At 43.4% G+C, this 12,979-nt stretch carries 10 protein-coding genes; 3 read left to right on the forward strand and 7 right to left on the reverse strand.

Annotated elements, in window-relative coordinates; all coding sequences use genetic code 11:
* Nucleotides 1–6 precede the first annotated feature (6 nt).
* Together LJ658_RS14790 and LJ658_RS14795 are read left to right on the forward strand one after the other, a co-directional pair.
* Nucleotides 7–645: a DUF4412 domain-containing protein gene (locus tag LJ658_RS14790; protein WP_230547298.1), complete on the forward strand. Its 639-nt coding sequence runs from the start codon at nucleotides 7–9 to the stop codon at nucleotides 643–645.
* 67 nt (nucleotides 646–712) lie between these two features.
* Nucleotides 713–2,581, forward strand: coding sequence for an LTA synthase family protein (locus LJ658_RS14795; protein ID WP_230547299.1), 1,869 nt, complete (start codon nucleotides 713–715; stop codon nucleotides 2,579–2,581).
* A gap of 38 nt (nucleotides 2,582–2,619) precedes the next feature.
* On the opposite strand, the gene LJ658_RS14800 is transcribed toward LJ658_RS14795, so the two are convergent.
* From LJ658_RS14800 to LJ658_RS14815, 4 genes are all read right to left on the reverse strand, one after another.
* On the reverse strand, nucleotides 2,620–3,228 hold the full coding sequence (locus LJ658_RS14800; protein WP_230547300.1) for a hypothetical protein: 609 nt from the start codon (nucleotides 3,226–3,228) through the stop codon (nucleotides 2,620–2,622).
* 186 nt (nucleotides 3,229–3,414) lie between these two features.
* The gene (bioA, locus tag LJ658_RS14805) at nucleotides 3,415–4,680 is read right to left on the reverse strand and encodes an adenosylmethionine--8-amino-7-oxononanoate transaminase (RefSeq protein WP_230547301.1); all 1,266 of its coding nucleotides are present in this window, start codon (nucleotides 4,678–4,680) and stop codon (nucleotides 3,415–3,417) included.
* On the reverse strand, nucleotides 4,667–5,116 hold the full coding sequence (locus LJ658_RS14810; protein ID WP_230547302.1) for an NUDIX domain-containing protein: 450 nt from the start codon (nucleotides 5,114–5,116) through the stop codon (nucleotides 4,667–4,669). Before LJ658_RS14810 ends, bioA begins: the two co-directional genes overlap by 14 nt.
* Nucleotides 5,116–6,087 carry a cation diffusion facilitator family transporter gene (locus LJ658_RS14815; protein ID WP_230547303.1) on the reverse strand — a complete coding sequence of 324 codons (972 nt, stop codon included), beginning with the start codon at nucleotides 6,085–6,087 and terminating at the stop codon, nucleotides 5,116–5,118. The genes LJ658_RS14810 and LJ658_RS14815 overlap by 1 nt, the downstream gene beginning before the upstream one ends.
* Nucleotides 6,088–6,303: 216 nt before the next feature.
* Here LJ658_RS14815 and LJ658_RS14820 point away from each other — a divergent pair, with 216 nt between their 5' ends.
* Nucleotides 6,304–7,497, forward strand: a complete 1,194-nt coding sequence (locus LJ658_RS14820) for a pyridoxal phosphate-dependent aminotransferase (protein ID WP_230547304.1) — start codon at nucleotides 6,304–6,306, stop codon at nucleotides 7,495–7,497.
* A gap of 98 nt (nucleotides 7,498–7,595) precedes the next feature.
* Here the strand turns inward: LJ658_RS14820 and LJ658_RS14825 are convergent, their stop codons facing one another.
* The 3 genes from LJ658_RS14825 to LJ658_RS14835 form a co-directional block, all read right to left on the reverse strand.
* Nucleotides 7,596–8,156, reverse strand: a complete 561-nt coding sequence (locus LJ658_RS14825) for a hypothetical protein (RefSeq protein ID WP_230547305.1) — start codon at nucleotides 8,154–8,156, stop codon at nucleotides 7,596–7,598.
* Nucleotides 8,157–8,591: 435 nt separating this feature from the next.
* A complete protein-coding gene (locus LJ658_RS14830) occupies nucleotides 8,592–11,756 on the reverse strand; it encodes an efflux RND transporter permease subunit (RefSeq protein ID WP_230547306.1) in 3,165 nt (1,054 codons plus the stop codon).
* A 27-nt stretch (nucleotides 11,757–11,783) separates the two neighbouring features.
* Nucleotides 11,784–12,962, reverse strand: a complete 1,179-nt coding sequence (locus LJ658_RS14835) for an efflux RND transporter periplasmic adaptor subunit (protein ID WP_230547307.1) — start codon at nucleotides 12,960–12,962, stop codon at nucleotides 11,784–11,786.
* Nucleotides 12,963–12,979: the final 17 nt, after the last annotated feature.

Genomic DNA, 12,979 nt, shown 5'->3' on the forward strand with positions numbered 1-12,979 from the left:
AAAAACATGAATACTAAATTAAAAATTGCCTTAGGCCTGGCATTTACGGCTTTAGCATTTAGCGCCAGCGCTCAAAAAACATATACGCAGGGAGTAGCTGTTTATACCTTAAAAACCGCCATGGGCAACGGCGAGTCAAAAATATATTTCACAACCGATTCAAGTGCAGCTGTAACGCAACAAGGCCCGGCTTTGGTTAAAATTCTTACCAACAGCAAAAGCACTTACGTAGCTATTTTGGTTGATGTACCTGTTGCGTCGATAAAAAAGGCCGCTGTCCTGACGCCGGATGAAATTGAGCAGGGGTTAGCAGCAGCGCCTAAATTTACGTTTACGCCGGCTGCAGAAACTAAAGTTATCAATGGATTTAACTGTATAAAAGTTGACGTAAAGGATTCAAAAAGCGGAAGCAGCTATGTAGCCTGGGTTACTAAGGATGTGGTAGCTCCTGCCAACAGCTTAACAAAATATTTTGCTGAAGCAGGTGGTTTCCCGGTTCAATTTACTACTATACAACAGGGACAACCAATTGATGTTACTTTAAAATCAATCAACGAAGAAAAGGTTCCTGCCGGAACTTTTGGTATCCCTGCCGGTTTTGATAAGATCACACTGGACGACCTTAAAGCCATGAGCGGCAAATAAGTCAACCGTATAACATTTTTTTAAAGGCTTCTTAACCTTATGGTAAAATAACTATTTTTGCCCTCCGATGTTAAGAAGCCTTTATAGTTTTATACGTTTTTATATTTTTTGGCTGCTGTTCTTTGCTTTAACAAGGGCCACATTCGAAATATATTTTCGTGACAAACTTCGCGGGACGACCAATACGGATATCTTAAAAACCTATTTGTATGGCATCCGCATGGATGCATCTGCCACCGCTTATATCGCGGTAATCCCCCTGCTGATTTTCCTTATCAACTGGTTTATAGCTAACGGCCGCATTAAAAGCATATGGTTAAAAGTCTATACCTGGTTCTGTTTGTTCTGTATCAGCCTTATTGCGGTTGTTGACCTGGGTATATTTGCCGAATGGGGCGCCAAGGTAAACTTCAGGGCATTTGACACACTGTATAATTCGCCGGCAGAATCTATGTCGTCAACAGCCTCGTCGCCCATTGCTTTGCACCTCACCATCATGATGTTCTTATTGGTTACCGGGGTGGTTTTCTCTCATTATATACTTGATCATTCTTTTAAAAAACCGGTAACAACTACCAGAAACAAGATCATCGCGCTGGTATTGCTGACCGGTACAAATTTTATGCTATTACGCGGCAGCCTGTCGCCCGATCCCATTAACCAGAGTGCCGGTTATTTTTCTGACAACCAGCTCCTGGACCTCTCGGCACAAAACACCGAGTGGAACCTGTTTAACAACGTTTTTGAAAACCTGCGAAAACCCTATAACCCTTATTTATTCTTACCTGCTGCCCAGGCAAAAACTATTGCAGAAGAATCGTTCAAGGTAAAAAAAGACACCACCCTGCAACTGCTAAACACCCAAAAGCCCAATGTGGTTATCATCCAGCTGGAAAGTTTTACCGCAGATGTTATAGCATCATTAGGCGGCGAAAAAGGTGTTGCGCCAAACTTTGAAAATTTTATCAAAAACGGCGTTTTGTTTGACAGTATCTATGCCGCCGGCGACCGTACAGATAAAGGTATTATCGCTATTTTAAGCGGTTTCCCATCCCAGGCAATCCGTACCATAGTTGTTGATACGCCCAAACAAAAGCAGTTACCCTCATTGATGACCGAGTTTAAGAATAACGGCTATAACACCTCTTATTTTTATGGCGGCAACAGTGATTACATGAATTTTGGCACTTATATGGCCGACCATCGTACTGACTATATCATGGATGCCAAAGTCATGAAGAAAGAAGAGATCGGTACAACCTGGGGAGCTTATGACAATGTACTTTTAGACAAGCATATAGCTTATCTTAGCAAACAAACCAAACCTTTTTTCTCACTGATACAAACATCAACCAATCACGAACCGTTTCTGTTGCCCGGCGCCCCGCACTTTAAGGGCAAAACCGTCGCCGATCAGTTTAGGAGCACCGCCTGGTTTACTGATTCTTGCCTGAATGCCTATTTTGAAGAAGCAAAAAAACACGAATGGTATAAAAACACCCTGTTTATCCTCGTGGCTGATCATGGGCACCGGTTACCAAAAAGTACCGCCGCCGCTTTCGACCCGGCAAAATATCATATCCCGCTGTTGTTTTTTGGCGATGCGATAAAACCGGAATACCGGGGTACTAAAATAACCAAACTGGGTAATCAGACCGACCTTGCCGCAACCGTTTTGGCGCAGCTTAATCTATCGCCGCAAAAGTTTAAATGGTCTAAAAATTTATTGAACCCTTATGCGCCGGCATTTGCTTTTTTCGACTGGGACAACGGATTCGGATTTATGACGCCCGAACAGTCGGTATCCTATGACAGCTCCGGACAAAGGATAATCTACCGTAAAAACAAAAATGCCAACCCTGCTTTAACTGAAAAAACCCTGCTTACCGGCAAGGCTTTTATGCAACAGATTTTTACCGAGTACCTGGCTTATTAATATTTTACGGGAGTAAATGTTTGAAACCGTACAAATAATTAATTCACCTCATTACCTAATGCTACCACCCAGTTGTTAAACAATTTAGTTTCCATCTCCACGGCCTTACCGGCATGGAGCTGCCATTGAGGCGAGAATTGTTTAAGCTGGTTAATCATCTCTTCCAGGTGCCCTTCTTCTTCAACGATAATAGATTTTACATTGATCTTGCTGCCCGCCGCATCCAAAGCATCCTGGTAAATAGGGTAAAGCTCATCTGCACGCACTTCAATGGCATAGGTCACCAGCAAATAAGCCGCAAAGCGTAGTTCTTTACCGGCAAGTCCCAATTCTTTTTTAAGGTACCGGCACACCTCAACATCCAGCATATTCAAATAGTACTTGCTATAAGCCGAAGCTACCAGGTATTCGTCAGCATAGGTAGGGCACAGTTCCCTGCCAGTTTTCTCGATCTGCTTTTTCAGGTAAAAAGCATGACGATGCTCTTCGGCTGCATGTTTTAATATAATGTAGGTAACAGTAGTTGGGTCCTCGCTGGCCGAGATCTTGCGCGCGCCGGTATTTTCCATCAATGATAAGGTGTTTAGCCAGCGGGCATGTAATTTATTATCGGCAATTATGGTAGGCAGTATGTTGTTTAAGCTCATAGTTACTTTTTCTTTATATTCATTGGTTGGGCGTTCCCTTCGGGCCAGGCTTTCCGCTCATACTGCACGGGCCTTAGCCACAGGCCGGTATCCGCTTCAATCCTTAACGCACTGCTAGTTAAGTGGTAGAGATCAGTGATTAGTTGAACATAAACTAATCTCAAATCACTATTAACTAATCACTAACTATATCTCTTCCAGCGCCTGTTCAATTTTGCTGTAAATGTAATCCAAGTCAGCGTCGGTAATGCAATATGGGGGTAAAATGTAAATAATATTCCCAAGTGGGCGCAAAATTATGCCTGCATCTAAAAAGTAATAATACAGTTTATCGCGCAGCAAACTAAAGTACGATGTATTATCGCCGGTCTCCCACTCCATCGCTACAATGGTACCTGTTTGACGCACGGTTTTTATTTTAGGATGATGCTTAATCCTTTCCGCAAACCGCTTATGTGCGCGGGCTATCCGTTCTATATTCTCCGGGGTCGCTGCATCCATAAACAAATCCATACTGGCCAGGGCCGCAGAGCAGGCTATCGGGTTAGCGGTGAATGAATGCCCGTGAAACAGGGTCTTTAATTTATCATCAGATAAAAAAGCGTCAAAGATCTGTCCGGTACACGTAGTTAATCCCAGGGCCATAGTGCCGCCTGTAAGCCCCTTAGAGAAACACATGATATCCGGCTTCTCAGTTAGGTGGTCGCAGGCAAAACGTTTGCCTGTACGGCCAAAACCGGTAAATACTTCGTCGGCAATCAACAGCACACCTTCTTTACGGCAATGCGCCATTAGTTCATTCAGATACTCCGCCCCATACATAATCATCCCGGCTGATCCCTGCACCAGCGGTTCAAATATAAAACAGGCTAATTCAGATTTGAGGCCTGAAATTTGAGATTTGAGATCTTGCAGGTTGTTTTTAGCGGGTAAATCAATAAATTCAACTTCAAATAATAAAGAATCAAACGCAGCAGTAAAGGCACTGCGTCCGCTTACGGCCATAGCGCCAAAGGTATCACCGTGGTAGGCATTTTTAAACGCCAGTATTTTTGTCCGTTTATTGCCCTGGTTGTTCCAATATTGCAGGCACATCTTTATGGCAACTTCAACGGCGGTCGACCCGTTATCTGAATAAAATGCCTTTTGCTGATTATCAGGCAGGATGGCTAATAGCCGCTCGGCCAGTTCAACAGCGGCTGGGTGGGTAAAGCCCGCAAATATTACATGTTCGAGCGTGGTTAACTGCTCGGCAACTTTTTGGGCAATATAAGGATGCGAATGCCCGTGGATATTAACCCACCAGGACGAAACGGCGTCAATATATTTTTTGCCGCTTGCGTCAAACAAACAGGCACCTTCTCCCCTCACAATCGGCACCGGCGGTTGCACTGTTTTCATTTGGGTATAAGGGTGCCAAATAACTTTTAGGTCTCGTTCAACTAAATTCATAACTGTCAATTAATAGCTTTGCCACGTATTTATCAGTCGGGAAGGTAAAATCATCCTCGCTTAAGTCTCGCAGCTTTATCCACCTGAACGACTGTAACACTTCGCCCTCCCCGTCAAAATCAAACACCACCGTTTTAATAGGAAGATCAAGCGGAGCGACGTTTTTAACCAGGTAGTAAATACTGATGATCTGCGAGTCATTAAAGGCCGATTTTACAAAAAAATCGGTGGTATAAAAATGCGACAGCACTTCTATCTCAGCATTGCATTCCTCTATAAATTCACGTTTCAGGCCATCGGTCATGCCTTCCCCATATTCCAACCCGCCGCCCGGGAATTTGGTAAATTGCACACCATGCTCCTGCTCGTCGCTTATCAGTATTTGCTGTTCATCATTAATCAGCAGGCCGTAAACACGTACGTTAAATTGATACATTATTCGAAATGTTTTTTATTGCGGATCACTCTGTCCATCGTCCAGATTATATCTTCAGTTTTAGGTTCGGCTCTTACCGGGCAATTGGGCATATTACAGTAATGACAACAATCCGGCAAACAGGGGTCAGCGTGTATAAAAAGTTCGGTTTTAGTCACATCGCTGTTGATCAGTTTATCTACCATGGATACCTCTTCATGCACCCGGTTCAGATCAAAATAATAAGGTAACGTTAAATGGCAGTCGATATGAAGCTCATTCCCGTATTTCTGCGCCCTAAAGTTATGGATATCAATCCACTCGTCCCGGCGTTTATCATTCAAAAATTTCACAACCTCGGTCACTACATCAAAATCAGCCTCGTCCATTAACCCGCCAACAGATTTGCGTACCAGTTTATAACCGGTAAAAACGATATAGGCACCTACCACGATAGATAGTAAGCTATCCAACAATTCAATTCTGGTAAAATACATCAGTAACAAACCAACAACCAGGCCGGCGCTGGTAACCATATCGGTTATTAAGTGCCTGCCATCCGCCTCGATGGTTATAGAGGGAATTGACCGGCCTTTGCTGATCATATAAAACCCCAGGCCGCCGTTTACAACGCCGGTTATACTTATGATAACGGCGCCGGTTAACAGATCATGAATAATATTGGGGTGAAATATGCCGTAGGTCGCTTTTATAATGATAACCAACCCGGCAATAAGTATTAATGTACCTTCAATAAAAACAGAAAAGTATTCGATTTTGCCATGTCCGTACGGATGGTTTTCGTCACGGGGTTGTGAAGAGAGATAAATACTGAAAAAAGCAAATGAGCTGGCTACTACATTAACAATACTTTCTGCAGCATCTGTTAAAATAAAATTTGAATTTGTTAAAATATAGGCGCTAAACTTAGCCAGCATTAGCACAACACCGGTGATAAGCGAAATAAGGATGATCTTTTTTTGTAGTAGCAAAATGGCTTAATTATTGGGCAAATTTATAAATATCAACGGTAATAACCGGTAATTGTTCCTATTAGTTTCTTCTCAGGTGGCTGTGTCCTCACAGACAACTATTTGCAGCATGTAGCCGTTTGTGAGGACACAAACGGCAGTAAAAGACTTTCATTTTTAACCTATCCGCTTACTATAGAATTTCTATATTTGCCGCAACAACAATAAAATTCAACTATGAGTGCATTAAGTAACAGGATAAATAACCTGTCAGAATCAGCTACGATTAAAATGGCCAAAATGGGCCGCGAACTTGCCGCTAAAGGTGTCGATGTGATTAACCTTAGCTTCGGCGAGCCGGATTTTAATACACCTACCCATGTTAAGGATGCCGCCAAGAAGGCAATGGATGACAACTTCACCTATTATACCCCGGTACCTGGATATCCTGAACTGCGTAAAGCTGTTGCTGCCAAGTTGAAGAACGAGAACGGATTAGATTATGATTTTAGCCAGATCGTAGTTTCAACAGGTGCTAAGCAATCAATTGCCAACGTATTGTTTTGTCTGGTAAACCCGGGCGATGAAGTGATCATCCCTACCCCATATTGGGTATCCTACTCAGAGGTAGTGAAGCTGGTTGAGGGAGAAAGCGTTTTTATTGATACTACAGTTGAACAGGATTTTAAAATAACGCCCGAGCAATTGGAAGCCGCTATCACGCCTAAAACAAAAGTGTTCCTGTTCTCATCACCCTGTAACCCAACCGGCAGTGTTTATAACAAAGCCGAATTAGCTGGCCTGGTTAAAGTGTTTGAAAAATATCCGCAGATCTACATCATATCTGATGAAATTTATGAGCATATTAACTTTGTGGATAAACATGAGTCGATAGCGCAGTTTGACAGCATAAAGGACCGCGTAATCATTATAAACGGATGGTCAAAAGCATTTGCCATGACCGGATGGCGCCTGGGTTACTCGGCCTCAAACAAAGAGATTGCAGCCGCCTGTGATAAATTACAGGGACAGATCACTTCGGGTACCTCATCTATCAGCCAGCGTGCAGGCATTGCCGCTTACGAGGGTGGTTTAGAAACCGTATTGGAAATGCGCGAAGCGTTTAGAAAACGCCGCGATATCGTGTACAAATTAATGAGCGAACTGGATGGCGTTAAAGTAAACCTGCCCGAGGGCGCATTTTATTTCTTTCCGGATGTTACTTACTACTTCGGTAAAAGCTACAACGGCAGGACAATTAATGACGCGGATGAATTAAGCATTTACCTTTTGGAGGAAGCCCACGTATCTACCGTTGGCGGTGATTCATTTGGTGATAAAAAATCAATCCGCATGTCTTATGCTGCTTCCGAAGAGAAATTGATTGAAGCGATGGCCAGGATCAAAGCCGCCCTTGCTAAACTTTCTTAGCAAAACCGGCAGCCTTCGCCTCTTTAAAAAGACTAACAATTATACAAAAAAAGCCCCTTTGCAAATTGCAAAGGGGCTTTTTTGTAAGGATCTGTTTATTACAAACCAAATCCGTAAGCCAGACGCAAGCCTACTAAACCGTAGTTATTGCTTTGACCAGAATAGTTTTCATAACGTACACCAAGATCCCAATGTTTGCTGGCATATCCAATTGCAGGTGATACGATAAGCTTAGTGTCTTTTTCAACAAAAGCCTGGTTTATGCCTTGTGGCAAAAAAGTTTTGGTTTCTATACCAGCACCAACTTCAGCACCGAAATAAAGATTGTCGGTAAAGAAAGCTTTGATACCCAATTTAATTGGCACCATACCTAGTGATTGATATTTGTCAACCCCGTTAGGTTCAGTTTTTCCGAAGAAATTATAGTAACCAGAGGTAAGGGTAAGTGCTAAGTTTTTATCCAAACCATATTGTAACCTTGCAGTACCGCCTAATTCAGCATTTGAATAAGTACTCGCGCTACCAGTTACAATGCCACCTTCAACTCCAACACCAAAACGAAGTTTCTTTGGGGTAATTATTTGTGCGTTTACATTTGTTCCGATTAATAGTGCTGCACCCGTTATGGCTACTGCTGCTAATTTTGTTAACTTTTTCATTGTTGTGTTCTCTTTAGTAAATAAGTAAATAGATTAAAAAATATAATATCAGCACTTAAACAAATACTTTGCCAGTGTGGCGGATTTATGTTTTTTTTAACATTTAAATGAGTTTTATTAATACGTTCAATACAGCCGTTATTAACAATTGTTAACAGCTACAGGCTGATAATGAGTTGCCGAAGATCTTTATCATCAAATAAAGCCCATATTAAATTAAGGTTAATTCTCGATTTGAGATTATAAGCATTTTGGGGGAGTTGTGGACGATTGACCCTTTTAATAGGCATTTTACCTTATATAAACCAGGGTTAATAACCTAAAACGACTAAAACTGTAGTAATATTAGTACAAAAATATAATCCTGACAATATAAAATGGCTTTAAACAAAAACGCCCTTAACATTGCTAGGGGCGTTTTATGCTATTTTATTATTAATGTAATTCTTCCGGATCTTCTTTATAGTTTTTCTCCAGTTCTGCCAGTTTCTCTTTACCATAGGCGAATCGCGTGATAAGGAAGAAAAGTACTGGCACTATAAATATTGCCAGTGAGGTTGCCGCAAGCATACCGCCAAATACGGTCCAGCCTATCGTCTTTCGCGCTTCGGCGCCGGCGCCGGATGCAAACAGCAATGGCGCGACACCCAAAATAAACGCCAGCGACGTCATGATTATTGGCCGTAAACGAAGTTTAACCGCTTCAAGCGTTGCCTTTTCCAGCTCCATACCCGCGTCTACCCGCTCTTTGGCAAACTCTACAATCAGGATGGCATTCTTTGCCGCTAGCCCTATTAAGGTTATTAAGCCTATCTGCGCGTAAATATTATCAATCAATGTCTTATTAAGCGTTAGGAACAATATGGCGCCAAACGCGCCCAATGGCACTGCCAGAAGTACCGAGAAAGGCACCGACCAACTTTCGTACAGCGCAGCCAGGAACAGAAACACAAAACCGATGGACAAAGCAAAAATGTAAACGGTCTTGGAGCCCGACAGCTTTTCCTCGCGGCTCAAGCCGGAAAACTCATAGCCGAACCCCTGCGGTAAAGTCTGGGCAGCAACCTCTTCAAGGGCTTTTAACGCGTCACCACTACTATAACCTTCTTTAGGGTTACCATCAATCTCCGCAGAGCGGAAAAGATTATAATGCGAAATTAACGGCGCATTCTCAATCATCTTATAAGAAGTAAGTGTACTCAGCGGCACCATCGTGCCACCCGAGTTACGTACGAAGTATTGTCCCAGGTTGTCCATATTGGTACGATAATTTGTGTCGGCCTGCGCCAACACCCTAAAATTACGGCCATATATGGTAAAATCGTTGATATAAGCGCTGCCCATATAGGTTTGCAAGGCATTGTTGATGTCTGATATCTGCACACCCAGGCGTTTTGCTTTTTCACGGTCAATAGTTAACTGGTAAGCCGGCGTACGCGCGGTGAAGAACGAAAAGGCCTTACCAATCTCCGGGCGTTTTGATACCGCGGCTATAAAGGTTCTTAAAACAGCTTCAAAGTTTTTAATATCTCCGCCTGCCTGTTTTTCTTCAAGGATAAAAGAGAAACCTGCTGTTGTACCCAAACCGGGAATAGCCGGCGGCGGAATAACCACCACGCTGGCTTCTTTAAAGCCGGATAGTTTTTTTTGTAATATCGGCACCAATTGCAACGAGGTCATTTTACGTTCGTCCCAGTTTTTGAGCTGTACAAATATGGTAGCACTGTTTGACTTGGTTGCAAAACTAACCACGTTCAGTCCGCCCAATGCGGCGTAATGTGCAACTTCCGGAACTTTTTCAAGGGTATCCATCATGGCATGAAGTACAGCTACAGTCCGTTCGGTAGATGATGCTTCAGGCAGGTCATAGGTAATATATATCCGGCCCTCATCCTCAGTTGGTATAAAGCCGGTAGGTTTACTCTTAAACAGCAATATGGTACCTACCACAATACATACCAATATAATGATCACAAATTTAGAGTTCTTGATCCCCCGGTGTACACCACCGCGATATTTGCCGGTAAGCCTTTCAAACCAGCTGTTAAATTTAAAAAAGAACTTATCCAGGCCGGCTGATTTATTGTCGATTTTATGCGGTTTCAATAATAATGTACACAGAGCCGGTGTCAATGACAAGGCCACAAATGCAGAGATCAATACGGATATAGCTATAGTTATTGCAAACTGCTGGTATAACCTGCCCACAATACCGGGGATAAACCCTACCGGAACAAACACGGCAGCTAATATCAGCGCGATGGCAATTACCGGTGCAGAGATATCACGCATGGCATGCAGGGTGGCATCTTTAGGGGACATCCCCTTTTCATCCATATAATGCTGAACGGCTTCAACTACCACGATAGCGTCATCCACCACAATACCTATAGCCAGCACGAAACCAAACAGGGTAAGCGTGTTAATGGTAAAGTGTAATGGTATAAAAAAGATGAACGTACCAATAATGGATACTGGTATGGCCAGCACGGGTATTAAAGTTGTCCGCCAGCTTTGCAGGAATAAAAACACCACCACAATTACCAGGAACAAAGCGATGACCAAAGTCTGGATCACTTCATGCACCGATACTTTTACCACGGTAACCGACTCAAAAGGCACCACATAATCAACCCCGGCAGGGAATGATTTTTTTAATTCTGACATCGTCGCATATACCGCGTCGGCAGTTTCAACCGCATTACTGTTCGGGGCCTGGTAAACTAAAAGATAAGACGCCTTTTTGCCATCAACAAATGAGTTTCCTGCATAGTTAAACTTGCCTAACTCAATCCGGGCGACATCTTTTAAGTGAACAACAGCTCCGGTACCGGGTTGGCTGCGCACAATTACGTTACCAAATTCTTCAGGTTTTGCTAAACGGCCCTTTACAAGTACAGAGTACTCAAAGGTCTGCCCTTTTTCCTGCGGGGTCGCGCCAACTGTACCTGCAGCAACCTGGGCGTTTTGCTCATTTAAGGCAGCAGTTACATCAGCGGGAGTCATACCTAAAGCAGCCAGCTTATCCGGCTTGAGCCAGATACGCATGCTGAAGTCATCAGCACGTGATACCACATCCCCCACGCCTTTGGCACGCAACAGCGCGTCTTTAATAAATACGTTGGCATAGTTGTCTAAAAAAGTGACATTATGTGTTCCGGTTGGCGAAAATAAAGCCACCAGCATTAAAATACTGGGGTTCTTTTTACGAACAGTTAGTCCCAAACGCTGTACCTCCTGTGGCAGCGTTGGCGTTGCAATTCCCACACGATTCTGTACGTCAAGGGCAGCAATGTTAATATCTGTACCCACCTCGAAGTTGGCGGTCATACTCAAAGCACCGTTATTGGTACTGTTACTTTGCAGGTACGTCATACCCGGTGTACCGTTAACCTGGGTCTCGATTGGTGTGGCTACGGTTTGTTCAACCGTTAACGCGTCGGCACCTGTGTAATTACCCGTTATAGTTACCGTTGGCGGCGTAATCTCCGGATATTGCCCGATTGGTAAGCTGTTGATAGCTAACATACCAACTATTACAATTACAATGGAGATAACAATGGCCGTAACGGGCCTTTTTATAAAAGTCTCTGCGATCATCTAAAAATTCATTTAAAATACCCCGAATTATTTTTTTGCCGGTTTACCGCCCGCAGCGCCGGGCGCGGGCGCTGCGCCCAGGGTAACCATACCACTGTCGCGCAACCGCTGAAAACCATCGGTAATAACCTTGTCACCGGCATTTATCCCGGTCATAATTACCACCTTATCACTTAAACGCGGACCTAAAATAACTTTGCGTTGCAGCGCAATGGTGTCTCTTTTATCCGCACCTTCTTTTTGTTTCATGGTAGTATCCTTGGTTACAAACACAAAAAATTCGCCCATTTGCTCGGTAACGGCTTTATATGGAATAATTACCCGGTCGCCTGATTTATTGTTAAGCACCTTTAAAGTAGCGCTCATCCCGTCCTTCAGGATAGCCTGATCATTAGGAAATTGAACCCTTACTTTAATTGAACCTGTTTGGTTATTTACCCCGCGATCAATAGCCAAAATTTTACCCGGTTTTTTATAGAAGGTAACTCCGTCAGACAACACCAGTTTAAAGGTGGAATCGGTGCTGCTTTTTTCCAGATCATAAAACCGGTTAATGTCCTGCTCATTGATCACTACGTCAACACCTATCGGATTTTCGCTTGATACGGTATTTAATAAAGTAGTGCCTGCGCTAACCTGTGAGCCTAATCTAACCTGGGATATTCCGATACGCCCGGTAACCGGGGCGGTAATAGTAGCATAAGAAAGATCTGTCCTGGCAGATGCCACAGCTGCTTTGGCTACCGACACCTGGCCCCTGCTTGTTTCATAAACAGCCGTTGCCTGGTCAACCGTCTGACGTGCAACGGCATCATTCTTTAATAGCATATTGTACCGGTCAAGGTCTTTCTGCGCTTTAACCAGATTGGCGTTTGCGTTGGCTAAATTAGCCTGGGCCTGCACCAAGGCGTCCTGAAACTTACGTTTATCAATTTCATAAAGGGGCTTACCTTTTTGAACAACTTCACCCTCCTTAAAATATATACCGGTTATAAAACCTGATACCTGGCTGCGCAGCTCGACATTGTTTAATGAAACAACTGTTCCCTGATATTGGTCGTAGTAAACTGCATCACCTTTTAAAGCCTCGGTAACATTTACCGGTGTCGGCGGCGGCGGGGCGTCTTGTTTTGCAGTCTTGTCTTTACATGATGCCCATGCTAACATTGCAACCGGGGCTAACCAAAATATGTACCTTTTTTTCATTATTTATAGCTGGTGAG

Source organism: Mucilaginibacter sp. UR6-11 (assembly GCF_020880695.1).
In the GTDB taxonomy this organism is placed as follows: domain Bacteria; phylum Bacteroidota; class Bacteroidia; order Sphingobacteriales; family Sphingobacteriaceae; genus Mucilaginibacter.

Excerpts from the sequence above, each read along its gene's own strand:
- LJ658_RS14830 (WP_230547306.1), bottom strand. The coding sequence starts at position 11,756 with ATGATCGCAGAGACTTTTATAAAAAGGCCCGTTACGGCCATTGTTATC.
- LJ658_RS14810 (WP_230547302.1), bottom strand. The coding sequence starts at position 5,116 with ATGTATCAATTTAACGTACGTGTTTACGGCCTGCTGATTAATGATGAA.
- LJ658_RS14800 (WP_230547300.1), bottom strand. The coding sequence starts at position 3,228 with ATGAGCTTAAACAACATACTGCCTACCATAATTGCCGATAATAAATTA.
- bioA (WP_230547301.1), bottom strand. The coding sequence starts at position 4,680 with ATGAATTTAGTTGAACGAGACCTAAAAGTTATTTGGCACCCTTATACC.
- LJ658_RS14790 (WP_230547298.1), top strand. The coding sequence starts at position 7 with ATGAATACTAAATTAAAAATTGCCTTAGGCCTGGCATTTACGGCTTTA.
- LJ658_RS14820 (WP_230547304.1), top strand. The coding sequence starts at position 6,304 with ATGAGTGCATTAAGTAACAGGATAAATAACCTGTCAGAATCAGCTACG.
- LJ658_RS14825 (WP_230547305.1), bottom strand. The coding sequence starts at position 8,156 with ATGAAAAAGTTAACAAAATTAGCAGCAGTAGCCATAACGGGTGCAGCA.
- LJ658_RS14795 (WP_230547299.1), top strand. The coding sequence starts at position 713 with ATGTTAAGAAGCCTTTATAGTTTTATACGTTTTTATATTTTTTGGCTG.
- LJ658_RS14835 (WP_230547307.1), bottom strand. The coding sequence starts at position 12,962 with ATGAAAAAAAGGTACATATTTTGGTTAGCCCCGGTTGCAATGTTAGCA.